We start from the raw sequence: 23,052 nt of genomic DNA, 5'->3' as shown, positions 1-23,052 counted from the left end.
GATGGCAATGCGCCATTGATTTGGCGCCAGCTTACCAGACACATTCTGACTCGATTAGCGTATTTCACCGGCAAACGCTGTTATTGATCGTTTTCCTGCAGGGCGCTGCCGCTGCGAGGCCCTGTGCTAAGCTGGCGACCCTTTTTTAGCAGTGGAGTCTGGGCGATGAAGGCACGCATCCAATGGGCGGGCGAAGCCATGTTCCTCGGTGAATCGGGCAGTGGCCATGTGGTGGTGATGGACGGCCCGCCGGAAGCCGGTGGCCGCAACCTGGGCGTACGCCCGATGGAAATGTTGCTGCTGGGTGTCGGTGGTTGCAGCAATTTCGACGTGGTCAGTATCCTGAAAAAATCCCGTCAGGCCGTGGAAAGCTGCGAAGCCTTCCTGGAAGCCGAACGCGCAACCGAAGATCCCAAGGTGTTTACCAAGATCCATATGCATTTTGTGGTCAAGGGGCGCGCGCTGAAGGAAGCGCAGGTCAAGCGTGCCATCGAGCTGTCGGCGGAGAAGTACTGCTCGGCGTCGATCATGCTGGGCGCGGCCGGTGTGGCCATTACCCATGATTACGAAATAGTCGAGTTGGGTTGATCGTTCCCGCGCTCTGCGTGGGAATGCATCTCGTGACGCTCCGCGTCACCCTTGCGCAGGTGCCGGATTTTGCGCTGAAAGCGGGACGCGGGGGTCCTGGGTGGCATTCCCACGCGGAGCGTGGGAATGATCTTCATGCTTCAGATTCTGTAGGTGCTCTTGGTCATGACTTTGGCCAGCATGCTCATGCCGAATCTCACCGGCGCAGGAAAGCGGAAGCCGCCGGCATCCAGTGCGCTTTCAGCGTGATGTTCTTCATCGATGCGCATCTGCTCAAGAATGGCCCGGGACTTTCCGTCCTCGGTCGGCAGTTGTTCGAGGTGTTCGTCCAGGTGCTTGCAGACCTGGCGTTCGGTGGCTGCGACAAAACCGAGGCTGACCTTGTCACTGATCAGGCCGGCAGCGGCACCGATACCGAACGACAAACCGTAGAACAGCGGGTTCAGCACGCTGGGATGACTGCCCAGCTGGCGAATGCGTTGTTCGCACCACGCCAGGTGGTCGATCTCTTCCTCGGCCGCGTGCTCCATCGCTGCACGTACCTGCGGTAACTTGGCGGTCAGGGCCTGGCCCTGGTACAACGCCTGGGCACAGACTTCACCGGTGTGGTTGATGCGCATCAGGCCAGCTACATGGCGGGTCTCGGTCTCGCTCATCTGTGCGTCCGGCTGCACGATGGCGGGTGACGGGCGGTACGGTTGGCCGCTGAACGGCAGCAGCGTACGCATGGCCGTGTCGGCTTGCAGCAACAGACGGTCAATCGGCGAGTAGTGACGTTGGGTAGTCATGCTGACCTCCGGGAAGAATCTCGGCGGCCAGTTTACCGCAAGAGAGGACGGCGCGTTTGCGCTGAGTCAATTTGCCCCTGCGCACTCAGCCCGGTGGCCAGTTCATCTGGCGCTGACCCAGCACATGCATATGAATGTGGTAAACGGTCTGCCCGCCGTCTTCGTTGCAGTTCATCACCACGCGGAAGCCTTTTTCGCAGCCTAGTTCCACCGCCAGGCGCTGGGCGGTGAACAGGATATGGCCGGCCAGGGCTTTGTCGTCTTCGGTCAGGTCATTGAGGGTGCGAATGGGCTTTTTCGGGATGACCAGAAAATGGACCGGCGCCTGTGGGGCGATGTCGTGGAAAGCCAGGACCTGGTCATCTTCATAGATGATGTTCGCGGGTATTTCCCGGTTGATGATCTTGGTGAACAGAGTATCCACAGCTGTTTCTCCAGGGTGAAAGTGAAGGTGAGTGTACTCAAGCGGTCAACGCGGGCAATAGGCCTTGTTGATGGCGCCGGCAATTTTGCGGCTCAGCCAGCGCGGGCTCAGACGTGGGCTGAATGCCAGCCAGCGGTTGCGCCGTCCGGGGATGATAATGGCCTTGTTCTTTTCCAGCGCACGCACGGTATAGAGCGCGACTTCTTCGGGACTCATCAACTGTTGGCTGCGGTCGAGCTTTGCGGTGTCCATTTGCGCGGTACCGAAGAAGGCGGTGCGCGTAGGGCCTGGGCACAGCACCGAGACCTTGATGCCACAGGTCTTCAGTTCCTCGCGCAAGCCTTCGGAAAAATGCAGCACATAGGCTTTGCTTGCGTAGTAGCTGCTCATCCACGGGCCTGGCTGGAAGGCGGCGACCGAGGCCACGTTGAGAATCTGCCCGCCGCCGTGCAGCGCCATGGCATTGCCCAACGCATGGCACATGCGGGTCAGGGCGAGGACGTTGACTTCGATCAGGTCCTGCTCGGTCATCCAGTCCTGGGCCAGGAACGGCCCGCTGGTGCCGATACCGGCGCAGTTGACCAGCAGGTCGATCTGCCGTTCACCTTCTTCGAGTTCCAGCAAAAAACCCGACAACCGCAGCGGCTCGCCAAGGTCACAGGCGCGAAACAGCACCTCGACGCCGAAACGCTGAGTCAATTCGATCGCAATGCTTTCCAACTGATCACGCTGGCGGGCCACCAGAATCAAGCTGCGGCCACGTCGGGCCAGGGCTTCGGCCAAAGCCAGGCCGATACCGCTGGAGGCACCGGTGATCAGAGCGTAACGGGTCATGCCTTTCTCCATCGCAACGCCGCCGGCCTGTGACAGAGGCATCACAGGCGGCGGGCGTTTCTTCACTGTTCTGGAGAGTCTACAGGTTCGGCCGCGTCGTCAGCACTTTGCGCGGCGTCTTCATCAACGATGCCGCTCTGGTCGGCATCTTCATCGGTGCTCAGGGAGCTGCTTTCATAGCTGCTGCCCATGTTGGCTTCGAGTTGATCCAGGTAGCCGTTCATGCCCAGGGTGACCACGACGATGAGCATCAACGGGATAAACGCCAGCCACAACGAAGCCAGGATTTTAACCGCTGTGGAGTTGCGCGGTGGGGGCGCACCGTACTGGTTGGCGCCAGTGTTACCCGGCAGTACCAGCAGCAACAGAGGGAACACGCTGTTCACCAGCGGAACCAGGTTCAGCAAGTACAGCCAGCCAGACCAGCCCAGGTCGTGCAGGCGCTGCACGCCGATTTGCACGCTTACCACGACGAGCGCAACGAACAGTGCAAAGCCCAGCAGCGAACCGAGAATGATCGCGATCGTTGGCGAGGCAGTGGCCACCGCGAAACCCACGGTGCTGATGATGCCTGCAGCCACAAGCATCGCGACGGTCAGTGCCAGCGTCCAGGCGAGATAGCGCAGGCGACCGATACGCCCGTGGATAGTGAAGACCTTGAGCGTGGCGTACTCGGGCAAGTTATCACCGACCGCAGCGCGTGGCGGTGCGTAAGGCGATGCGGCGGTGTGCGAGAAGTCCGAGGCCGATGCGCCTGTTTCGTGGGTTTCGGCAAGGCTGAAAGCTACGGGTTGTTCGGCTTCGATACGTGCCTCGACGCCGGCGTTTTGCAAGGCGGTGAGGTAGGTGTCGGCATCGGCGCGGGACAGATCGCGCTTGAGCGCGACCGGGCGGCCGGTGAAAAGCTTTTCGATCGCTTCGACATCGCTCTTGAACAGCTCGGCGAGGTTCAGTTTGGCGGTGGTGCTTTCGACACCCGGGCGCAAGGCTCCGTCGAACACAATCTTGAAACGGCTGTCGCTCATGCGGGCATCCTTGTCACTTGATCAGGGGAGGGGTATGCAGGCTGCCCAATTGGCAGGCCTGGTATTTGGTTCAACGTGGCCAGCGCAATTGTGCCGCGCTTTCGCGTGCCTGGCGGTATTGCGCATCCAGTCGCGCGACGAGTTCATCCACGCTCGGCAAATCAGTGATCTCACCGACGCCTTGGCCGGCAGACCATACAGTCTTCCATGCTTTGGCCTCATCACTCAACGGTTTGAGCTTGGAGCCGAGGTTGACCTCACCTTTGCCTTGAAGGGCTGCGAGATCAAAACCGGCGTTTTCCAGGCTCTGGCGCATAAAGCTTGCAGGTACGCCGGAAACAGCCGGAGTGTGCACTATGTCGGCGGCGCGCGCTGTGAGCAGCATCTCTTTATACGCATCCGGGGCATGGCTTTCGGTGGTGCCGATAAAGCGCGTGCCGAAATACGCCAGGTCCGCGCCAAGCACTTGGGCGGCGAGAATCTCCCGACCGTGGTTGAGACAGCCGGCCAGCAACAGGGTTTTGTCGAAGAACTGGCGTATCTCGGCAATCAGCGCGAACGGGCTCCAGGTGCCGGCGTGACCGCCCGCGCCGGCAGCGACCGCGATCAGGCCGTCTACGCCTGCTTCAGCGGCTTTTTCGGCATGGCGACGAGTAGTTACGTCATGAAACACCAGGCCGCCGTAGCTGTGCACGGCATCGACCAGTTCCTTCACCGCACCGAGGCTGGTGATAACGATGGGCACTTTGTGCTCGACGCAGATCGCCAGGTCGGCCGCCAGTCGTGGGTTACTGTTGTGCACGATCAGGTTGACGGCATAGGGCGCTGGGTTATCCAACAGCGCCAGGCCGGCTTCGATTTCCTCCAGCCAGGCCCTGAAGCCGCTGCTTTCGCGTTGATTGAGTGCCGGGAAACTGCCGACGACCCCGTTGCGGCAGCAGGCCAGCACCAGTTGCGGGTTGGAAATCAGGAACATCGGCGCAGCCACCACAGGCAGGCGCAGACGTTGTTCAAGCAGGGCGGGCAGCGACATTGGAGGTTCCCCGGGTAATGACGTTAAAACGGTTTGACCACGACCAGAATTACGACCGCCAGCAATATCAGAACGGGCACTTCATTGAACCACCGATAAAAGACATGGCTGCGGGTGTTTTCGCCACGGGCGAAGCGTTTTACCTGCGCGCCACACATGTGGTGGTAGCCGATCAGCAGGACGACCAGGGTGAGTTTGGCGTGGATCCACGCGCCCGATTGGAAGATACCGGGGTTGAGCACCAGCAACCAGATGCCGAAGACCAGCGTGGCAACCATCGCCGGGCCCATGATGCCCCGGTACAGCTTGCGCTCCATGACGCTGAAGCGCTCCTTGCTGACGGTGTCTTCACTTTGGGCGTGGTAGACAAACAGGCGTGGCAGGTAGAACAACCCGGCAAACCAGCAGACGACGCTGACGATATGGAAGGCTTTGACCCATAGATAGAGCATTTTTAGTAATTCCCAGGTTCACGGTAGCGAAGATAGTAGTAGCTCATGCGCCCGTACGTCACGTTGGCGGTTGTCGCAGGGCGATACGGCCCCTATTATCGACGGCTTTCCAGTGGGTTCGTTGAGGGCAGGTTTATGGTCAAGGTCGGTATCGTCGGCGGCACGGGTTACACCGGTGTCGAATTGCTGCGTCTGTTGGCTCAGCATCCGCAGGCTGAGGTGGTGGTCATCACTTCACGCTCCGAGGCTGGCCTGGCCGTGGCCGATATGTACCCGAACCTGCGAGGCCACTACGACGGCCTGGCCTTCAGCGTGCCGGACATCAAGACGTTGGGCGCCTGCGATGTGGTGTTCTTCGCCACGCCTCACGGGGTTGCGCACGCGTTGGCCGGCGAGCTGTTGGCGGCGGGCACCAAGGTTATCGATCTGTCGGCGGACTTCCGCCTGCAAGATGCCGATGAGTGGGCCAAGTGGTACGGCCAGCCCCACGGCGCGCCAGAGTTACTGGAGGAGGCGGTGTACGGCTTGCCGGAAGTCAATCGTGAGCAGATCAAGCAAGCCCGCCTGATCGCGGTGCCGGGTTGCTATCCGACTGCGACCCAGCTGGGTTTCCTGCCGCTGCTGGAAGCCGGCTTGGCGGATGCTTCGCGTCTGATCGCGGACTGCAAGTCGGGCGTCAGCGGTGCTGGTCGTGGAGCCGCAGTGGGCTCGCTGTACTCCGAAACCTCGGAAAGCATGAAAGCCTATGCAGTCAAAGGGCATCGTCACCTGCCTGAAATCCGCCAGGGGCTGCGCCGTGCTGCGGGTAAGGACGTGGGCCTGACCTTCGTACCGCACCTGACGCCGATGATCCGTGGGATCCACTCCACGTTGTACGCGACCGTTGTCGATCGCTCGGTAGACCTGCAGGCATTGTTCGAAAAGCGTTATGCCAACGAACCGTTCGTCGATGTGATGCCGGCGGGCAGCCATCCGGAAACTCGTAGCGTGCGGGGCGCCAACGTGTGCCGGATTGCGGTGCATCGTCCGCAGGATGGCGACCTGGTGGTGGTGCTGTCGGTGATCGATAACCTGGTCAAGGGCGCATCGGGCCAGGCGGTGCAGAACATGAACATCCTGTTTGGTCTGGATGAGAAGCTGGGCTTGTCCCATGCGGGCATGTTGCCGTAAGGCGTCGCCCTGATGCGCAAAAGGCCCGTAAGTCGGGCCTTTTGTATTTTTACGGGGTGCAACGCAGATTGATATACCGTAACAATAGTTGACCGCTTTTCTAGGAGAAGCGGATAATACCGGCCATTACGCATATGGCGGCGCTACGCCGGGAGATTATCAGCATGAGCGTTGAATCCTTCACCCCCACGGCTTTGCAATTCACCCACGGTGCTGCGCACAAGGTGAAGAGCCTGGTCGATGAAGAGGGTAATGATCGCTTGAAGCTGCGCGTATTCGTTACGGGCGGCGGTTGTTCAGGGTTTCAGTACGGTTTTACCTTCGATGAAGATGTGGCCGATGATGACACCATCGTTGAGCGCGAGGGCGTGAGCCTGGTCGTTGATCCGATGAGCTTCCAATACCTGGCGGGTGCTGAAGTGGATTACCAGGAAGGGCTCGAGGGGTCGCGTTTCGTGATCAAGAACCCTAACGCTACGACGACCTGTGGTTGCGGGTCGTCGTTCTCGATCTGATCGAAGCCTGATTTGCACGCATAAAAAAACGCCGCTTGGCTTTTATCGGCCAAGCGGCGTTTTGCTGCCTGGAGATCAGGCCGGGTAGATCGCGCCCAGCACGCGCAGCCCGCGAGCACCCGTGACGCTAGGGCGGTTCGCGGCGATGCCTTCCAGGCAGCAGTGGGCCAGCCAGGCGAAGGCCATGGCTTCCACCCAGTCCGGGTCTACGCCATAGAGCGCGGTGCTACTGACCTGTGTGGACGGTAGCAGCGCGGCCAATCGATTCATCAGCGTCCCGTTGTGGGCGCCGCCGCCGCATATCAACAGGGTTTCTGTCTGAGGTTGGGCGCTTTGCAGGGATTCGACGATGGTCAGGCTGGTCAGCTCCAGCAATGTGGCTTGCACGTCCTCGGGAAGAAACGCTGGCAACCCGTCGAGATGTTGCTGCAGCCAACGCAGATTGAAAACTTCCCGGCCGGTACTTTTCGGGCCTTTGGTCGCGAAAAAAGGGTCGCTGAGCAGCGTGTTGAGTAGCTGCGGCTGAACCTTGCCGCTTGCTGCCCATTGCCCGTCACGATCAAAGTGTTCGCCGCGTTGATGATGAATCCACGCGTCCAGCAAGACATTACCCGGGCCGCAGTCGAAGCCCGATACCGGCCTGCCGGTTTCTATCAGGCTCAGGTTGCTGAAACCGCCGACATTCAACACCGCACGCTTGCCGGTACTTTCACCGAACAGCGCCTCGTGGAAGGCAGGTACCAAGGGTGCGCCCTGACCGCCTGCGGCTACGTCGCGGCTGCGGAAGTCACTGACCACCGTGATGCCAGTCAGCTCGGTGAGCAACGCAGGATTGCCGATCTGTACCGTAAAACCTCGGGCAGGTTCATGGCGGATGGTCTGCCCATGGCTGCCAATCGCGCGGATGTCCTGGGGTGTGAGGTTTTGCTGGTCCAGCAAAGCGCGGATGCCTTGAGCGGCGAGTGTCACCCAGGATTGCTGGGCGATTGCCGAACGGGCGATCTCATCCGGGCCGCTGGCGCACAGGCTTAGCAGCTCGGCGCGCAGAGGGGCAGGCATGGGGATGTAATGGGTGGCGATCAGACTGATCGCCGAATCTTGTTCGATAAGGGCGATATCCAGGCCATCGAGACTGGTCCCGGACATCACACCGATATAACGCGGCATGCCTTAACGCTTCGCCGAAGCCAGCAGGGTGGAGCGCTCCTGATCCATACGGGCCATCAGTGGCTGGCTTTGTTGCATGAAGCGCGCGCGTTCTGCTTTGGCGATCGGGTCGGCCATCGGGAGTTTCTGGCCCAATGGATCAACGTGTACTCCGTTGACCTGGAATTCATAATGCAAGTGCGGCCCGGTGGACAGGCCGGTCGTGCCGATGTAACCGATCACTTGCCCCTGCTTCACGTTGCCACCGGTTTTGACGCCCTTGGCAAACCCTTGCATGTGGCCATACAGCGTACGGTAGGTGTTGCCGTGCTGAATGATCACTGTGTTGCCGTAACCACCGCGACGCCCGGCCAACAGAACCTTACCGTCGCCAGCTGCCTTGATTGGCGTGCCACGGGGAGCGGCATAGTCGACACCTTTGTGAGCGCGGATTTTGTTCAGAATTGGATGCTTGCGACCCATGGAGAAGCGCGAGCTAATACGAGCGAAGTCCACCGGTGTGCGGATGAACGCCTTGCGCATGCTGTTGCCATCAGCGGTGTAGTAACTGCTGTTGCCCTGTTTGTTGGTGTAGCGCACTGCGGTGTAGGTTTTGCCGCGGTTGGTGAAGCGCGCAGAAAGGATGTTGCCAGTGCCGACCACTTTGCCGTTGGCAACTTTCTGTTCGTAGATCACATCGAATTCGTCACCCTGGCGAATGTCCTGGGCGAAGTCGATGTCGTAGCCAAATACGCTGGCCATGTCCATGGTCATGCTGTGGGACAGGCCCGCGCGGGCGGCGGATTGCGACAGCGAGCTATTGATCACGCCGTGTACGTAGGCTGAGCGCATGACCGGTTTGGTGGTGATGCGATTGAAGGCAAAACCCTTTGCGCCTTTGCTCAGGCTGATGCTTTCCAGGTCATTGATATTGGTGTGCAGGTTGTTCAACTGGCCATCGGGCGTCAGTTCGAACTCAAGCTTCTGCCCATGTTTGAGCTGGGTGAATTGCTTGGCTTGCTTATCGGTGGCCAGGACGTCATTGACGGTAGCGGCAGGCAATCCGACCTTTTCGAATAGCGTTGACAGCGTGTCGCCTTTACTCACGATCACTTCGCGGTGCTGAGGACTCTTGGCTGCAACTGCTGCGGGCTTTTCCTGGGCGGCTTCCTGAGTCTCTTCAGGCGTGTTTTCAATCTGTGCGAACGGAGACTCAGCAGGGGTATTTGTGGCTTGTTGCGCGTCGGAAGCGTCTTGATCTTGTGTCAGTTGCTCAACAGGGCTTTCCAGGTCGAGGCTTAGGGATGTTCGTTTGGCTTCTACGTCACTGGAAGGGAATACCAGGAGTGCCAGGCTGAGAAGGGCGGCGATACCACTTGCGGCGAGCAGGTGGGTCTTCGGGTAAAGCGGCGGCGCTTTAGACGGTTCAGTGGTCATAGGTATTTTGACTTTGAAGATGAAATGGAAAAGATGAATGACATGATGAAGATGAAATAACTGTATAAAATATAACCAAATCATCTGTGGCGCAAGCTCGCGAACGCTGGGCTTGCGCAATGGTGTCCGTGCGCAGGGCAAAACTTGTAATTAGTCCCTGATCTTGTATGGTTGGTTCCCTTTTGAATCTGAGCCTTGCGGGTCTGTTATGAAGTCGGTTGAAGAGCAGCTAGCGCTGATAAAACGTGGTGCGGAAGAACTGTTGGTCGAAGCTGAGCTGGTCGAAAAGCTCAAGCGTGGCCAGCCCCTGCGTATTAAGGCCGGCTTTGACCCAACCGCGCCGGATCTGCACCTTGGCCATACCGTGCTTATTAATAAGCTGCGTCAGTTCCAGGAACTGGGTCATCAAGTCATCTTCCTTATAGGTGACTTCACCGGGATGATCGGCGACCCGAGCGGCAAGAGCGCAACGCGTCCGCCGCTGACTCGCGAGCAAGTGCTCGACAATGCCGAGACCTACAAGACCCAGGTATTCAAAATCCTTGATCCGGCCAAAACCGAGGTGGCATTCAACTCCACTTGGATGGACCAGATGGGGCCGGCGGACTTCATTCGCCTGACGTCGCAATATACCGTCGCGCGCATGCTCGAGCGTGACGACTTCGACAAGCGCTACTCCACCAACCAGCCGATCGCGATCCACGAGTTTCTTTACCCGTTGGTTCAGGGGTACGACTCGGTGGCTTTGCGCGCAGACGTCGAGCTGGGCGGGACGGATCAGAAGTTCAACCTGTTGATGGGGCGTGAGCTGCAGCGTGCCTATGGGCAGGAAGCTCAGTGCATTTTGACCATGCCGTTGCTGGAGGGGTTGGACGGCGTCAAGAAGATGTCCAAGTCGCTGGGCAACTATGTCGGCATCCAGGAAGCGCCGGGCGTGATGTACGGCAAACTGGTTTCCATTCCGGACTCGTTGATGTGGCGTTACTTCGAGTTGCTGAGCTTCCGCTCGATGGATGAGATCAATGCGTTGCGTGCTGATGTGGAGGCAGGTGCCAACCCGCGTGATGTGAAGATCAAGCTGGCCGAAGAGATCGTGGCGCGCTTTCATGGTGAAGAGGCTGCGGCCAACGCTCACCGTGCGGCCGGTAATCGTATGAAGGATGGCGAGTTGCCGGACGATCTGCCGGAGATCGAGTTGACGGCGGCAGAGGCAATGCCGATCGCGGGTGTCCTTAATAAGGCGGGACTGGTGAAGAACTCGGCGGTTGCCCGTGACCTTCTCGGCTCGGGTGGCGTGCGTATAGATGGCGAGGTGGTTGATCGCACCTTTATATACGAGCTGGGTGCGACTCACGTTTGCCAGGCGGGAAAGAAGGCATTTGCGCGTATCACGCTCAAATCCGAATAAGTCGTTAATTAGAGCTTGACGGCGAATTATATCGCTCTATAATTCGCCCCACTTCCGGCGCAGTCGAAACGGAAAACTCCTTGGTAAACAATGAGTTAAGTAGTTTTCGGCAGCAGGTTGCTTCAGTTCATCGAAGCCAAAAGGAAGTTGAAAAAGAGGTGTTGACAGCAGCGTGTAACGCTGTAGAATTCGCCTCCCGCTTACGAGAGATCGCAAGCGCAAGTGGTTGAAGTTGTTGAAGAAATCTTCGAAAACTTCTGAAAATAACCGCTTGACAGCAAATGAGGCTGCTGTAGAATGCGCGCCTCGGTTGAGACGAATAGCTCTTAACCAACCGCTCTTTAACAACTGAATCAAGCAATTCGTGTGGGTGCTTGTGGAGTCAGACTGATAGTCAACAAGATTATCAGCATCACAAGTTACTCCGCGAGAAATCAAAGATGTAACCAACGATTGCTGAGCCAAGTTTAGGGTTTCTTAAAAACCCAAAGATGTTTGAACTGAAGAGTTTGATCATGGCTCAGATTGAACGCTGGCGGCAGGCCTAACACATGCAAGTCGAGCGGTAGAGAGAAGCTTGCTTCTCTTGAGAGCGGCGGACGGGTGAGTAATGCCTAGGAATCTGCCTGGTAGTGGGGGATAACGTTCGGAAACGGACGCTAATACCGCATACGTCCTACGGGAGAAAGCAGGGGACCTTCGGGCCTTGCGCTATCAGATGAGCCTAGGTCGGATTAGCTAGTTGGTGAGGTAATGGCTCACCAAGGCGACGATCCGTAACTGGTCTGAGAGGATGATCAGTCACACTGGAACTGAGACACGGTCCAGACTCCTACGGGAGGCAGCAGTGGGGAATATTGGACAATGGGCGAAAGCCTGATCCAGCCATGCCGCGTGTGTGAAGAAGGTCTTCGGATTGTAAAGCACTTTAAGTTGGGAGGAAGGGCAGTTACCTAATACGTGATTGTTTTGACGTTACCGACAGAATAAGCACCGGCTAACTCTGTGCCAGCAGCCGCGGTAATACAGAGGGTGCAAGCGTTAATCGGAATTACTGGGCGTAAAGCGCGCGTAGGTGGTTTGTTAAGTTGGATGTGAAATCCCCGGGCTCAACCTGGGAACTGCATTCAAAACTGACTGACTAGAGTGTGGTAGAGGGTGGTGGAATTTCCTGTGTAGCGGTGAAATGCGTAGATATAGGAAGGAACACCAGTGGCGAAGGCGACCACCTGGACCAACACTGACACTGAGGTGCGAAAGCGTGGGGAGCAAACAGGATTAGATACCCTGGTAGTCCACGCCGTAAACGATGTCAACTAGCCGTTGGGAGCCTTGAGCTCTTAGTGGCGCAGCTAACGCATTAAGTTGACCGCCTGGGGAGTACGGCCGCAAGGTTAAAACTCAAATGAATTGACGGGGGCCCGCACAAGCGGTGGAGCATGTGGTTTAATTCGAAGCAACGCGAAGAACCTTACCAGGCCTTGACATCCAATGAACTTTCCAGAGATGGATTGGTGCCTTCGGGAACATTGAGACAGGTGCTGCATGGCTGTCGTCAGCTCGTGTCGTGAGATGTTGGGTTAAGTCCCGTAACGAGCGCAACCCTTGTCCTTAGTTACCAGCACGTTATGGTGGGCACTCTAAGGAGACTGCCGGTGACAAACCGGAGGAAGGTGGGGATGACGTCAAGTCATCATGGCCCTTACGGCCTGGGCTACACACGTGCTACAATGGTCGGTACAGAGGGTTGCCAAGCCGCGAGGTGGAGCTAATCCCAGAAAACCGATCGTAGTCCGGATCGCAGTCTGCAACTCGACTGCGTGAAGTCGGAATCGCTAGTAATCGCGAATCAGAATGTCGCGGTGAATACGTTCCCGGGCCTTGTACACACCGCCCGTCACACCATGGGAGTGGGTTGCACCAGAAGTAGCTAGTCTAACCTTCGGGAGGACGGTTACCACGGTGTGATTCATGACTGGGGTGAAGTCGTAACAAGGTAGCCGTAGGGGAACCTGCGGCTGGATCACCTCCTTAATCGACGACATCAGCTGCTCCATAAGTTCCCACACGAATTGCTTGATTCATTGAAGAAGACGAAAAGAAGCAGCCCGAAATTGGGTCTGTAGCTCAGTTGGTTAGAGCGCACCCCTGATAAGGGTGAGGTCGGCAGTTCGAATCTGCCCAGACCCACCAATTTTGTGTGGGAAACGCCTGTAGAAATACGGGGCCATAGCTCAGCTGGGAGAGCGCCTGCCTTGCACGCAGGAGGTCAACGGTTCGATCCCGTTTGGCTCCACCACTACTGCTTCTGTTTGTAGAAAGCTTAGAAATGAGCATTCCATTGTTGTGATGGTGAATGTTGATTTCTAGTCTTTGACTAGTTCGTTCTTTAAAAATTTGGGTATGTGATAGAAAGATAGACTGAACGTTACTTTCACTGGTAACGGCTCAGGCTAAGGTAAAATTTGTGAGTCGCTCTTAATTGAGTATGATCGAATTTTCGGCGAATGTTGTCTTCACAGTATAACCAGATTGCTTGGGGTTATATGGTCAAGTGAAGAAGCGCATACGGTGGATGCCTTGGCAGTCAGAGGCGATGAAAGACGTGGTAGCCTGCGAAAAGCTTCGGGGAGTCGGCAAACAGACTTTGATCCGGAGATGTCTGAATGGGGGAACCCAGCCATCATAAGATGGTTACCTTACACTGAATACATAGGTGTATGGAGCGAACCAGGGGAACTGAAACATCTAAGTACCCTGAGGAAAAGAAATCAACCGAGATTCCCTTAGTAGTGGCGAGCGAACGGGGACTAGCCCTTAAGTGGCTTTGAGATTAGCGGAACGCTCTGGAAAGTGCGGCCATAGTGGGTGATAGCCCTGTACGCGAAAATCTCTTAGTCATGAAATCGAGTAGGACGGAGCACGAGAAACTTTGTCTGAATATGGGGGGACCATCCTCCAAGGCTAAATACTACTGACTGACCGATAGTGAACTAGTACCGTGAGGGAAAGGCGAAAAGAACCCCGGAGAGGGGAGTGAAATAGATCCTGAAACCGTATGCGTACAAGCAGTGGGAGCCTACTTTGTTAGGTGACTGCGTACCTTTTGTATAATGGGTCAGCGACTTATTTTCAGTGGCGAGCTTAACCGAATAGGGGAGGCGTAGCGAAAGCGAGTCTTAATAGGGCGTCTAGTCGCTGGGAATAGACCCGAAACCGGGCGATCTATCCATGGGCAGGTTGAAGGTTGGGTAACACTAACTGGAGGACCGAACCGACTACCGTTGAAAAGTTAGCGGATGACCTGTGGATCGGAGTGAAAGGCTAATCAAGCTCGGAGATAGCTGGTTCTCCTCGAAAGCTATTTAGGTAGCGCCTCATGTATCACTGTAGGGGGTAGAGCACTGTTTCGGCTAGGGGGTCATCCCGACTTACCAAACCGATGCAAACTCCGAATACCTACAAGTGCCGAGCATGGGAGACACACGGCGGGTGCTAACGTCCGTCGTGAAAAGGGAAACAACCCAGACCGTCAGCTAAGGTCCCAAAGTTATGGTTAAGTGGGAAACGATGTGGGAAGGCTTAGACAGCTAGGAGGTTGGCTTAGAAGCAGCCACCCTTTAAAGAAAGCGTAATAGCTCACTAGTCGAGTCGGCCTGCGCGGAAGATGTAACGGGGCTCAAACCATACACCGAAGCTACGGGTATCACGTAAGTGATGCGGTAGAGGAGCGTTCTGTAAGCCTGTGAAGGTGAGTTGAGAAGCTTGCTGGAGGTATCAGAAGTGCGAATGCTGACATGAGTAACGACAATGGGTGTGAAAAACACCCACGCCGAAAGACCAAGGTTTCCTGCGCAACGTTAATCGACGCAGGGTTAGTCGGTCCCTAAGGCGAGGCTGAAAAGCGTAGTCGATGGAAAACAGGTTAATATTCCTGTACTTCTGGTTATTGCGATGGAGGGACGGAGAAGGCTAGGCCAGCTTGGCGTTGGTTGTCCAAGTTTAAGGTGGTAGGCTGAGATCTTAGGTAAATCCGGGATCTTAAGGCCGAGAGCTGATGACGAGTTGTCTTTTAGACGACGAAGTGGTTGATGCCATGCTTCCAAGAAAAGCTTCTAAGCTTCAGGTAACCAGGAACCGTACCCCAAACCGACACAGGTGGTTGGGTAGAGAATACCAAGGCGCTTGAGAGAACTCGGGTGAAGGAACTAGGCAAAATGGCACCGTAACTTCGGGAGAAGGTGCGCCGGTGAGGGTGAAGGACTTGCTCCGTAAGCTCATGCCGGTCGAAGATACCAGGCCGCTGCGACTGTTTATTAAAAACACAGCACTCTGCAAACACGAAAGTGGACGTATAGGGTGTGACGCCTGCCCGGTGCCGGAAGGTTAATTGATGGGGTTAGCTAACGCGAAGCTCTTGATCGAAGCCCCGGTAAACGGCGGCCGTAACTATAACGGTCCTAAGGTAGCGAAATTCCTTGTCGGGTAAGTTCCGACCTGCACGAATGGCGTAACGATGGCGGCGCTGTCTCCACCCGAGACTCAGTGAAATTGAAATCGCTGTGAAGATGCAGTGTATCCGCGGCTAGACGGAAAGACCCCGTGAACCTTTACTATAGCTTTGCACTGGACTTTGAATTTGCTTGTGTAGGATAGGTGGGAGGCTTTGAAGCGTGGACGCCAGTTCGCGTGGAGCCAACCTTGAAATACCACCCTGGCAACTTTGAGGTTCTAACTCAGGTCCGTTATCCGGATCGAGGACAGTGTATGGTGGGTAGTTTGACTGGGGCGGTCTCCTCCTAAAGAGTAACGGAGGAGTACGAAGGTGCGCTCAGACCGGTCGGAAATCGGTCGTAGAGTATAAAGGCAAAAGCGCGCTTGACTGCGAGACAGACACGTCGAGCAGGTACGAAAGTAGGTCTTAGTGATCCGGTGGTTCTGTATGGAAGGGCCATCGCTCAACGGATAAAAGGTACTCCGGGGATAACAGGCTGATACCGCCCAAGAGTTCATATCGACGGCGGTGTTTGGCACCTCGATGTCGGCTCATCACATCCTGGGGCTGAAGCCGGTCCCAAGGGTATGGCTGTTCGCCATTTAAAGTGGTACGCGAGCTGGGTTTAGAACGTCGTGAGACAGTTCGGTCCCTATCTGCCGTGGACGTTTGAGATTTGAGAGGGGCTGCTCCTAGTACGAGAGGACCGGAGTGGACGAACCTCTGGTGTTCCGGTTGTCACGCCAGTGGCATTGCCGGGTAGCTATGTTCGGAATAGATAACCGCTGAAAGCATCTAAGCGGGAAACTAGCCTCAAGATGAGATCTCACTGGGACCTTGAGTCCCCTGAAGGGCCGTCGAAGACTACGACGTTGATAGGTTGGGTGTGTAAGCGCTGTGAGGCGTTGAGCTAACCAATACTAATTGCCCGTGAGGCTTGACCATATAACACCCAAGCAATTTGCGTCGGCTCTTTAATCCAGAGCAACCAGATTGCGGTGTGTGAAGACGCAATGAACCGAAAGTTCGAGGCTCGCAAAACACCGAAACCTATCGCATACCCAATTTGCTGAAGCGAGGCCACATGGCCACGACTCAGTACCCGAATTTCTTGACGACCATAGAGCATTGGAACCACCTGATCCCATCCCGAACTCAGTAGTGAAACGATGCATCGCCGATGGTAGTGTGGGGTTTCCCCATGTGAGAGTAGGTCATCGTCAAGATTAAATTCCGAAACCCCATTTGCGAAAGCAGATGGGGTTTTGTTTTGGGCGGTCGAAAAGTGCCAGGGGTATATATCTCCGGCTGGGGATGTGCGGCCTTTCTATGCAATGCCTCTTCGCATGGCTATTATGCGTGCCTCATTGTGAGGCGATACTTGCATGCTTACGCTGTTAGAACTTCTGAAAGATGGCCGATTCCATTCCGGGGAGGCGTTGGGTGCCGCCCTGGGCGTTAGCCGCAGTGCCGTGTGGAAGCAGCTCCAGCTTCTCGAGGCTGAATTGAATCTACCTATTCATAAGGTGCGTGGTAAGGGATACCAGCTAGCAGCGCCGCTGGTATTTTTGAATGCAGAAGAAATTACGCGAAGTGTGCCTTCGTTGCCGTGGCCTATCCACATTCATGACTCGATTGATTCCACCAACGCTGAGGCGTTGCGCTTGGTGGGTGCCGCGCAAGCCGCGCCGGTTCTGGTATTGGCTGAGCAGCAAACAGCCGGCCGGGGCAGGCGTGGCCGAAAGTGGGTCAGTCCATTCGCCCAAAACATCTATTACAGTCTCGTGCTGCGTATTGAGGATGGCCTCGGGCAATTGGAGGGCTTGAGTCTTGTGGTGGGTTTGGCGGTCATCCAGGCTTTGCGAGAGTCGGGTGTGCAGGGCGCAGTCTTGAAATGGCCAAACGACGTACTGGTCGGGCAGAAGAAGATTGCTGGAATATTGCTGGAGTTGGTGGGGGATCCGGCAGACATCTGTCACGTGGTTGTCGGCATCGGCATCAACGTGAATATGCAGAAGGCCGAGGTTGACCAGCAATGGACGTCGGTACAGCTTGAGACGGGTTCTGCTGCTGATCGTAATGCCTTGGTGGCCCGAGTCAGCTTGCAGCTCCAGCGCTACCTGGATCGGCACAGGGAGTCTGGCTTTTCAGCTCTCCAGGAGGAGTGGGAGAGCAATCATGCATGGCAAGGGCGAGCGGTATCGCTTATCGCCGGTGTGAGTCGTATTGATGGGGTGGTACTCGGTGTTGACCGTCAAGGTGCGTTGCGCTTGAGCGTTGACGGTGTTGAGAAAACTTACAGCGGCGGTGAGCTAAGCCTGAGGTTGCGTGATGATTCTTGAACTCGACTGTGGGAATAGCTTTATCAAATGGCGAGTGCTGGGTGCCGACAGGGTGGCCGCCGTGGCGGAGGGCGTTGTCGGTTCGAATCTCGCATTGATTGAAAGCCTGAATGCGGTGCCAGATATGTCGCTCACCCGTTGCCGGCTGGTGAGCGTTCGTGCGCTGGAGGAAACAAACAAGCTGGTCGAGACATTGGTCCAGGCTTTTGGCATCACTGTTTCGTGCGCGACATCGGCTGCGCAGATGGCGGGCGTTCGCAATGGCTATGACGATTTCGAACGGCTTGGCCTTGATCGTTGGCTGGCGATCCTTGGTGGGTACAAGTTGGCGTCAGGCGCTTGCCTGGTGCTGGATTTTGGCACTGCGGCGACTGCCGATTTTATCGATGCCGATGGCGAACACTTGGGAGGTTTCATTTGCCCAGGTCTGCCTCTTATGCGCAACCAGCTGCGCACGCATACCCGCAAGATACGCTACGACGATGCTGCTGCTGAGCGTGCTCTGGAACGTCTAACGCCTGGACGTACAACCGCCGAGGCGGTCGAGCGTGGCTGTACACTGATGCTAAGGGGGTTTGTGTTGACACAGGTCGAGCTTGCCAGAAGTTATTGGGGAGATGACTTCACGGTGTTCCTGACCGGTGGAGATGCTGACCTGGTGTTCGACGCTGTGCCGCAGGCGCGGCTTGTTCCTGATCTGGTATTTATTGGTCTGGCGATGGCATGTCCGTTGTTATGAGGTGTTTATGCGTTGGCTGTTCCTGCTTCTACTGATCCTCAACGTCTTTTATTACATATGGCATCAGCAAGAGGCGCCATTGCGCGCCAAGGACGTCACCCCTCTGAGCCTTTATCGTGGCTCCCAGCAGGACATACGATTGCTGAGCGAGTCTTCCGAAACGATGGCTCGAAGAGACCGTGCAAAAACGCCCGACACGCAAAATTCCTGTCTGTACATCGGAGGATTTACCGATCAGCGTCAGGCGCAAGCTGTCGAGCAGCGCCTCACCAGCCTGGATATAAAGGTCAAGGTGCAATTGCTGAACATGCCTGAGGCCAGCGGTTACTGGCTTCGAGTGGCCCCTGAAAGCAGGCGCTTGGCGGATGATCTGCCCTTTGAAAACCTTACTAAGGAATTCAATGAGTTAAAACACAAAATAATGCTGTGCGAAGGCATTGCAACTCTCGAATAGTTTGCATAGAATGGCGCCCGCTTCGCAGTGAAGACCTTCAGAGGCTTTGGTGGGAAGCGACGTCAATGCAGCTAACCTCATAATTTAAATGAGAAAATGCTTGACAGAAGGTCGGCGTGATGTAAAATGCCGGCTCGCTTAGGAGGGGTTCCCGAGCGGCCAAAGGGATCAGACTGTAAATCTGACGTCTACGACTTCGAAGGTTCGAATCCTTCCCCCTCCACCATTTTAGCGTGAGCTGCAAGCTCCGCGGGTATAGTTTAGTGGTAGAACCTCAGCCTTCCAAGCTGATGATGCGGGTTCGATTCCCGCTACCCGCTCCAAGTTTGCAGGTTGTGCACGGTGTTTTGCTCTTGTAGCTCAGTTGGTAGAGCACACCCTTGGTAAGGGTGAGGTCAGCGGTTCAAATCCGCTCAAGAGCTCCATATAACAAGGCAGATATGAAAATATCTGCCTTTGTTTTAACGGCTGCCTCGGCTTGTATCATGTTGTTTCTGGCGTTGGTTGTCAGTTGATTTCAAGTCTGTTGGGGTTGGTTGTTGTAAAGTCTTTTTCGGGCCTGCATAATGGTCGGCCTGATTTTGTTTTAGGTCAGTAGCTCAATTGGCAGAGCGACGGTCTCCAAAACCGTAGGTTGGGGGTTCGATTCCCTCCTGACCTGCCAGATTCACGTGGTGTGTCTGGCTTTCTTTTCACAGGATCTTCATAGATGACTCCTAAGGCTGAAGCTCAAAGCTCTCGTTTCGATCTGTTCAAGTGGCTCGCCGTAGTCGCCTTGGTGGTCGTAGGCGTTGTTGGCAATCAGTACTATTCTGCTTTGCCGATCCTGTACCGCGTTCTCGCTTTGCTTGCCCTTGCTGCTGTAGCTGCCTTTGTAGGTCTGCAGACCGCTAAAGGCAAGTCTTTCGCGGTCCTGGTAAAGGAAGCTCGCACCGAAATTCGTAAAGTCGTTTGGCCGACTCGCCAAGAAACCACACAGACCACATTGATTGTCGTGGCTGTCGTTCTGGTTATGGCGTTGCTGTTGTGGGGGCTTGATTCCCTGCTCGGCTGGCTTGTTTCCTTGATTGTTGGCTAAGGGTGTCCCGTGGCTAAGCGTTGGTACGTTGTGCATGCTTACTCGGGTTACGAGAAGCATGTTATGCGCTCTTTGCTGGAGCGCGTAAAGCTGGCAGGCATGGAAGATGGCTTCGGCGAAATTCTGGTTCCCACTGAAGAAGTGGTTGAAATGCGGAATGGTCAGAAGCGCAAGAGTGAGCGCAAGTTCTTCCCTGGCTACGTGCTGGTACAGATGGACATGAACGAAGGTACTTGGCACTTGGTCAAGGACACTCCTCGTGTCATGGGTTTCATTGGCGGTACCGCTGATAAGCCTGCGCCGATCACTGACAAAGAGGCGGAAGCAATTCTGCGTCGCGTTGCTGACGGTAGCGACAAGCCTAAGCCGAAGACGTTGTTCGAGCCAGGTGAGGTTGTTCGTGTTACAGACGGTCCGTTCGCTGATTTCAACGGCACTGTCGAAGAAGTTAACTACGAAAAGAGCCGGATCCAAGTGGCAGTGCTCATTTTCGGTCGCTCTACTCCGGTAGAGTTGGAGTTCAGTCAGGTCGAGAAGGTCTAGCTGAGCAAGCATCCCAACCCCGCAGCCTAGGCTGTGGGGTTTTGTCGTCACTGGGATAAACGCGCAAGTAACCGGGGAGCCTTTCGAGGCGTTCGAACCCGTAATTGGAGTGCCTCATGGCCAAGAAGATTACCGCTTACATCAAGCTGCAAGTGAAGGCCGCTCAGGCCAACCCTAGCCCACCCGTCGGTCCAGCTCTGGGTCAGCACGGCGTGAACATCATGGAATTCTGCAAGGCTTTCAACGCCCGTACTCAGGGTCTTGAGCCAGGTCTGCCGACTCCAGTGATCATCACTGTATACAGCGACCGTAGCTTCACTTTCGAAACCAAGTCGACTCCGGCTTCGGTTCTTCTGAAGAAAGCTGCCGGTCTGACTAGCGGTTCCGCTCGTCCGAACACCGTTAAGGTTGGCACCGTAACTCGTGCTCAGCTGGAAGAAATCGCGAAAACCAAAAACGCGGATCTGACTGCAGCTGATATGGATGCAGCCGTGCGTACCATCGCCGGTTCTGCTCGTAGCATGGGCCTTAACGTGGAGGGTGTGTAATGGCTAAGCTGACCAAGCGCCAAAAGGCTATCGCTGGCAAAATCGAAGCGGGCAAGGCCTACAATTTTGTAGACGCTGCTGCTCTGCTGACCGAGCTGTCGACTGTCAAGTTCAGCGAGTCCGTTGACGTTGCTGTGAACCTGGGTGTTGACCCACGTAAATCCGACCAGGTCGTTCGTAGCGCTACTGTGCTGCCACACGGTACTGGCAAGACCGTACGTGTTGCTGTCTTCACCCAAGGCCCGGCCGCTGAAGCTGCTCTGGCCGCCGGCGCCGATCGCGTTGGCATGGACGACCTGGCTGCCGAAATGAAAGGCGGCGACCTGAACTATGACGTCGTTATTGCCTCCCCGGATGCAATGCGCGTTGTAGGTCAGTTGGGTCAGATCCTGGGTCCACGCGGCCTGATGCCTAACCCTAAAGTCGGCACCGTAACGCCAGACGTAGCTACCGCGGTTAAAAACGCCAAGGCTGGTCAGGTTCGTTATCGCACCGACAAAAACGGCATCATTCACACCTCCGTTGGCAAAGTCGGCTTCGATGCCGTCAAGCTGAAGGAAAACGTTGAAGCCCTGATCGCTGATCTGAAGCGTATCAAGCCTGCTTCCTCGAAAGGTATCTACGTCAAGCGCGTTACCCTGAGCACCACTATGGGCCCAGGTCTGGTCATCGACCAAGGCTCGCTGGACGTATAAGACACAGGTTGGCGCAAGTGATTGCGCCAATTGAAAGATTGGGGTCCCTGCCTGGCGGGGGCTATCCAAGACCGTAGGCGACGCAAGTCTTAAACCAACAAGCCTACGCAGATGGTGCTCCCGGTTCCTTACCGAATCAGACACCAAAACGACATCAGGCCTAGGCCGGATGAAACGGTAACAAGCAGGAGTTAAACCCGTGGCAATTAATCTCGAAGACAAGAAGGCCATCGTCGCTGAAGTCAACGAGGCTGCCAAAGCTGCTCTGTCCGCTGTCGTGGCTGATGCCCGTGGTGTGACAGTAGGCGCTATGACCGGACTCCGTAAAGAGGCTCGTGAAGCTGGCGTGTACGTACGTGTTGTACGTAACACCTTGCTCAAGCGCGCCGTTGCTGACACTGAATACAGTGTGCTCAACGACGTGTTCACCGGCCCGACTCTGATCGCGTTCTCCAAAGATCATCCAGGCGCTGCTGCCCGTTTGTTCAAGGAATTCGCCAAGAGTCAGGACAAGTTCGAGATCAAGGCAGCTGCGTTCGAGGGCAAGTTCCTCGCAGCTAACCAAATCGACGTACTGGCAACACTGCCGACCCGCGACGAAGCCATTTCGCAGCTGATGAGCGTGATTCAAGGCGCTACCAGCAAGCTGGCTCGTACTCTGGCTGCAGTTCGCGAGCAAAAAGAAGCTGCCGCAGCCTAAGGCTGAGCAACTTCTCTCGCGTATTTTTGTTTATTTCGATGGCCGCGTAGGCCGTCCCCCAATTCAGGAAATACAGCAATGTCTATCTCCCAAGACGATATCCTCAACGCCGTAGCTGAAATGTCGGTTCTGCAGGTTGTTGAGCTGATCAAAGCTTTCGAAGAAAAATTCGGCGTTTCTGCTGCCGCTGCTTCCGCTGGTCCAGCTGTTGCTGCTGTCGCTGCTGAAGAGCAAACCGAATTCAACGTCATGCTGCTGGAAGCTGGCGAGAAGAAAGTAAACGTGATCAAGGCAGTACGTGAACTGACCGGTCTGGGCCTGAAAGAAGCCAAGGCTGTAGTTGACGGCGCTCCTGCCCAGGTTCTGGAAGCTGTGTCGAAAGACGCTGCTGACAAAGCCAAAGCTACTCTGGAAGAAGCAGGCGCTAAAGTCGAGCTGAAGTAAGCATCGACCTTGCGTCTCCAGCCCACGCTTTAAGCTGAAGGCTGATGGCTGGTGGCTCTTGCCACCGGCCTTTTTCCGTTCTTGGCTGACGACTCGGTCGCCGCCATTAACGCGCTGTAGCCACCCGATGCGGTGGTGCAAACCATGGGGTTTGCAAGATTTTCTGGCTGCTCCCGTCGGGAGGGCCAAACAAG

At 56.0% G+C, this 23,052-nt stretch carries 21 protein-coding genes, 6 tRNA genes and 3 rRNA genes; 22 read left to right on the top strand and 8 right to left on the bottom strand.

The window, feature by feature from the left end:
• Window positions 1-165: 165 nt before the first annotated feature.
• Window positions 166-588: an OsmC family protein gene (locus tag C4J93_RS24225; RefSeq protein WP_124364628.1), complete on the top strand. Its 423-nt coding sequence runs from the start codon at window positions 166-168 to the stop codon at window positions 586-588.
• A 140-nt stretch (window positions 589-728) separates the two neighbouring features.
• Here C4J93_RS24225 and coq7 read toward each other — a convergent pair whose 3' ends face one another.
• The 6 genes from coq7 to hemJ all read right to left on the bottom strand — a co-directional run bounded on the left by coq7 (window position 729) and on the right by hemJ (window position 5,144).
• Window positions 729-1,376: a 2-polyprenyl-3-methyl-6-methoxy-1,4-benzoquinone monooxygenase gene (gene coq7, locus C4J93_RS24220; RefSeq protein ID WP_124430613.1), complete on the bottom strand. Its 648-nt coding sequence runs from the start codon at window positions 1,374-1,376 to the stop codon at window positions 729-731.
• 85 nt (window positions 1,377-1,461) lie between these two features.
• Window positions 1,462-1,800: a histidine triad nucleotide-binding protein gene (locus tag C4J93_RS24215; RefSeq protein WP_124364626.1), complete on the bottom strand. Its 339-nt coding sequence runs from the start codon at window positions 1,798-1,800 to the stop codon at window positions 1,462-1,464.
• A gap of 45 nt (window positions 1,801-1,845) precedes the next feature.
• On the bottom strand, window positions 1,846-2,634 hold the full coding sequence (locus C4J93_RS24210; RefSeq protein ID WP_124430612.1) for an SDR family oxidoreductase: 789 nt from the start codon (window positions 2,632-2,634) through the stop codon (window positions 1,846-1,848).
• Window positions 2,635-2,696: 62 nt separating this feature from the next.
• Window positions 2,697-3,659, bottom strand: a complete 963-nt coding sequence (locus tag C4J93_RS24205; RefSeq protein WP_124430611.1) for a DUF805 domain-containing protein — start codon at window positions 3,657-3,659, stop codon at window positions 2,697-2,699.
• Between the two features lie 70 nt (window positions 3,660-3,729).
• Window positions 3,730-4,692 carry a nitronate monooxygenase family protein gene (locus C4J93_RS24200; RefSeq protein ID WP_124430610.1) on the bottom strand — a complete coding sequence of 321 codons (963 nt, stop codon included), beginning with the start codon at window positions 4,690-4,692 and terminating at the stop codon, window positions 3,730-3,732.
• A gap of 23 nt (window positions 4,693-4,715) precedes the next feature.
• Entirely contained in the window at window positions 4,716-5,144 is a 429-nt protein-coding gene (gene hemJ, locus C4J93_RS24195) for a protoporphyrinogen oxidase HemJ (protein WP_124430609.1), read from the bottom strand.
• Window positions 5,145-5,279: 135 nt separating this feature from the next.
• Between hemJ and argC the strand changes: the two genes are divergently transcribed.
• A complete protein-coding gene (gene argC, locus C4J93_RS24190; protein ID WP_010206935.1) occupies window positions 5,280-6,314 on the top strand; it encodes an N-acetyl-gamma-glutamyl-phosphate reductase in 1,035 nt (344 codons plus the stop codon).
• A 164-nt stretch (window positions 6,315-6,478) separates the two neighbouring features.
• The gene (gene erpA / locus C4J93_RS24185) at window positions 6,479-6,829 is read left to right on the top strand and encodes an iron-sulfur cluster insertion protein ErpA (protein WP_003176443.1); all 351 of its coding nucleotides are present in this window, start codon (window positions 6,479-6,481) and stop codon (window positions 6,827-6,829) included.
• A gap of 75 nt (window positions 6,830-6,904) precedes the next feature.
• On the opposite strand, the gene C4J93_RS24180 is transcribed toward erpA, so the two are convergent.
• Together C4J93_RS24180 and C4J93_RS24175 are read right to left on the bottom strand one after the other, a co-directional pair.
• Complete coding sequence (locus C4J93_RS24180; protein ID WP_124372028.1) at window positions 6,905-7,996, bottom strand: anhydro-N-acetylmuramic acid kinase; 1,092 nt, start codon at window positions 7,994-7,996, stop codon at window positions 6,905-6,907.
• A gap of 3 nt (window positions 7,997-7,999) precedes the next feature.
• Window positions 8,000-9,412 carry a peptidoglycan DD-metalloendopeptidase family protein gene (locus tag C4J93_RS24175; protein ID WP_124365211.1) on the bottom strand — a complete coding sequence of 471 codons (1,413 nt, stop codon included), beginning with the start codon at window positions 9,410-9,412 and terminating at the stop codon, window positions 8,000-8,002.
• Between the two features lie 208 nt (window positions 9,413-9,620).
• On the opposite strand from C4J93_RS24175, the gene tyrS reads away from it, so the two are divergent.
• From tyrS to rplL, 19 genes are all read left to right on the top strand, one after another.
• Window positions 9,621-10,820: a tyrosine--tRNA ligase gene (gene tyrS / locus C4J93_RS24165; RefSeq protein WP_124430608.1), complete on the top strand. Its 1,200-nt coding sequence runs from the start codon at window positions 9,621-9,623 to the stop codon at window positions 10,818-10,820.
• 497 nt (window positions 10,821-11,317) lie between these two features.
• Window positions 11,318-12,854 (top strand): 16S ribosomal RNA (locus C4J93_RS24155).
• Between the two features lie 82 nt (window positions 12,855-12,936).
• Window positions 12,937-13,013: transfer RNA gene (locus tag C4J93_RS24150), tRNA-Ile, on the top strand.
• 30 nt (window positions 13,014-13,043) lie between these two features.
• Window positions 13,044-13,119 (top strand) — tRNA-Ala (locus C4J93_RS24145).
• Between the two features lie 249 nt (window positions 13,120-13,368).
• Window positions 13,369-16,260: ribosomal RNA gene (locus C4J93_RS24140) — 23S ribosomal RNA — on the top strand.
• A 165-nt stretch (window positions 16,261-16,425) separates the two neighbouring features.
• Window positions 16,426-16,541 (top strand): 5S ribosomal RNA (gene rrf, locus C4J93_RS24135).
• The 16S, 23S and 5S rRNA genes sit together here with 2 tRNA genes alongside, the layout of an rRNA operon.
• Window positions 16,542-16,700: 159 nt before the next feature.
• Complete coding sequence (birA, locus tag C4J93_RS24130) at window positions 16,701-17,657, top strand: bifunctional biotin--[acetyl-CoA-carboxylase] ligase/biotin operon repressor BirA (RefSeq protein ID WP_124430607.1); 957 nt, start codon at window positions 16,701-16,703, stop codon at window positions 17,655-17,657.
• Entirely contained in the window at window positions 17,647-18,396 is a 750-nt protein-coding gene (locus tag C4J93_RS24125) for a pantothenate kinase (protein WP_124430606.1), read from the top strand. The genes birA and C4J93_RS24125 overlap by 11 nt, the downstream gene beginning before the upstream one ends.
• Before the next feature lie 7 nt (window positions 18,397-18,403).
• Window positions 18,404-18,850 carry a hypothetical protein gene (locus tag C4J93_RS24120; RefSeq protein WP_124430605.1) on the top strand — a complete coding sequence of 149 codons (447 nt, stop codon included), beginning with the start codon at window positions 18,404-18,406 and terminating at the stop codon, window positions 18,848-18,850.
• Window positions 18,851-18,991: 141 nt separating this feature from the next.
• Window positions 18,992-19,076: transfer RNA gene (locus C4J93_RS24115), tRNA-Tyr, on the top strand.
• Window positions 19,077-19,099: 23 nt separating this feature from the next.
• Window positions 19,100-19,173, top strand: a tRNA-Gly gene (locus tag C4J93_RS24110).
• 26 nt (window positions 19,174-19,199) lie between these two features.
• Window positions 19,200-19,275, top strand: a tRNA-Thr gene (locus C4J93_RS24105).
• Between the two features lie 163 nt (window positions 19,276-19,438).
• A tRNA-Trp gene (locus C4J93_RS24100) sits at window positions 19,439-19,514 on the top strand.
• Window positions 19,515-19,559: 45 nt separating this feature from the next.
• Window positions 19,560-19,928, top strand: coding sequence for a preprotein translocase subunit SecE (gene secE, locus C4J93_RS24095; protein WP_124430604.1), 369 nt, complete (start codon window positions 19,560-19,562; stop codon window positions 19,926-19,928).
• 9 nt (window positions 19,929-19,937) lie between these two features.
• The gene (gene nusG, locus C4J93_RS24090) at window positions 19,938-20,471 is read left to right on the top strand and encodes a transcription termination/antitermination protein NusG (RefSeq protein WP_003176436.1); all 534 of its coding nucleotides are present in this window, start codon (window positions 19,938-19,940) and stop codon (window positions 20,469-20,471) included.
• Window positions 20,472-20,587: 116 nt separating this feature from the next.
• Entirely contained in the window at window positions 20,588-21,019 is a 432-nt protein-coding gene (rplK, locus tag C4J93_RS24085) for a 50S ribosomal protein L11 (protein ID WP_003176435.1), read from the top strand.
• Window positions 21,019-21,714 (top strand): 50S ribosomal protein L1, encoded by a 696-nt coding sequence (gene rplA / locus C4J93_RS24080; RefSeq protein WP_003232403.1) that lies wholly within the window; start codon window positions 21,019-21,021, stop codon window positions 21,712-21,714. The genes rplK and rplA overlap by 1 nt, the downstream gene beginning before the upstream one ends.
• A 199-nt stretch (window positions 21,715-21,913) precedes the next feature.
• The gene (gene rplJ, locus C4J93_RS24075; protein ID WP_003232405.1) at window positions 21,914-22,414 is read left to right on the top strand and encodes a 50S ribosomal protein L10; all 501 of its coding nucleotides are present in this window, start codon (window positions 21,914-21,916) and stop codon (window positions 22,412-22,414) included.
• 78 nt (window positions 22,415-22,492) lie between these two features.
• Window positions 22,493-22,858: a 50S ribosomal protein L7/L12 gene (gene rplL / locus C4J93_RS24070; RefSeq protein ID WP_003176432.1), complete on the top strand. Its 366-nt coding sequence runs from the start codon at window positions 22,493-22,495 to the stop codon at window positions 22,856-22,858.
• Window positions 22,859-23,052: the final 194 nt, after the last annotated feature.

This window comes from Pseudomonas sp. R2-37-08W (assembly GCF_003851705.1).
Taxonomy (GTDB): Bacteria; Pseudomonadota; Gammaproteobacteria; order Pseudomonadales; family Pseudomonadaceae; genus Aquipseudomonas.
The sequence above is the reverse complement of the archived record's forward strand: the minus strand, read 5'-3'. Positions and strand labels throughout refer to the sequence as shown.

What these genes read in the sequence shown, in the direction of transcription:
- tyrS (WP_124430608.1), top strand. Translation starts at nt 9,621, where the DNA reads ATGAAGTCGGTTGAAGAGCAGCTAGCGCTGATAAAACGTGGTGCGGAA.
- C4J93_RS24225 (WP_124364628.1), top strand. Translation starts at nt 166, where the DNA reads ATGAAGGCACGCATCCAATGGGCGGGCGAAGCCATGTTCCTCGGTGAA.
- hemJ (WP_124430609.1), bottom strand. Translation starts at nt 5,144, where the DNA reads ATGCTCTATCTATGGGTCAAAGCCTTCCATATCGTCAGCGTCGTCTGC.
- birA (WP_124430607.1), top strand. Translation starts at nt 16,701, where the DNA reads ATGCTTACGCTGTTAGAACTTCTGAAAGATGGCCGATTCCATTCCGGG.
- argC (WP_010206935.1), top strand. Translation starts at nt 5,280, where the DNA reads ATGGTCAAGGTCGGTATCGTCGGCGGCACGGGTTACACCGGTGTCGAA.
- C4J93_RS24175 (WP_124365211.1), bottom strand. Translation starts at nt 9,412, where the DNA reads ATGACCACTGAACCGTCTAAAGCGCCGCCGCTTTACCCGAAGACCCAC.
- C4J93_RS24120 (WP_124430605.1), top strand. Translation starts at nt 18,404, where the DNA reads ATGCGTTGGCTGTTCCTGCTTCTACTGATCCTCAACGTCTTTTATTAC.
- C4J93_RS24205 (WP_124430611.1), bottom strand. Translation starts at nt 3,659, where the DNA reads ATGAGCGACAGCCGTTTCAAGATTGTGTTCGACGGAGCCTTGCGCCCG.
- C4J93_RS24180 (WP_124372028.1), bottom strand. Translation starts at nt 7,996, where the DNA reads ATGCCGCGTTATATCGGTGTGATGTCCGGGACCAGTCTCGATGGCCTG.
- rplK (WP_003176435.1), top strand. Translation starts at nt 20,588, where the DNA reads ATGGCCAAGAAGATTACCGCTTACATCAAGCTGCAAGTGAAGGCCGCT.
- C4J93_RS24125 (WP_124430606.1), top strand. Translation starts at nt 17,647, where the DNA reads ATGATTCTTGAACTCGACTGTGGGAATAGCTTTATCAAATGGCGAGTG.
- erpA (WP_003176443.1), top strand. Translation starts at nt 6,479, where the DNA reads ATGAGCGTTGAATCCTTCACCCCCACGGCTTTGCAATTCACCCACGGT.
- C4J93_RS24210 (WP_124430612.1), bottom strand. Translation starts at nt 2,634, where the DNA reads ATGACCCGTTACGCTCTGATCACCGGTGCCTCCAGCGGTATCGGCCTG.
- secE (WP_124430604.1), top strand. Translation starts at nt 19,560, where the DNA reads ATGACTCCTAAGGCTGAAGCTCAAAGCTCTCGTTTCGATCTGTTCAAG.
- C4J93_RS24200 (WP_124430610.1), bottom strand. Translation starts at nt 4,692, where the DNA reads ATGTCGCTGCCCGCCCTGCTTGAACAACGTCTGCGCCTGCCTGTGGTG.
- rplL (WP_003176432.1), top strand. Translation starts at nt 22,493, where the DNA reads ATGTCTATCTCCCAAGACGATATCCTCAACGCCGTAGCTGAAATGTCG.
- rplA (WP_003232403.1), top strand. Translation starts at nt 21,019, where the DNA reads ATGGCTAAGCTGACCAAGCGCCAAAAGGCTATCGCTGGCAAAATCGAA.
- coq7 (WP_124430613.1), bottom strand. Translation starts at nt 1,376, where the DNA reads ATGACTACCCAACGTCACTACTCGCCGATTGACCGTCTGTTGCTGCAA.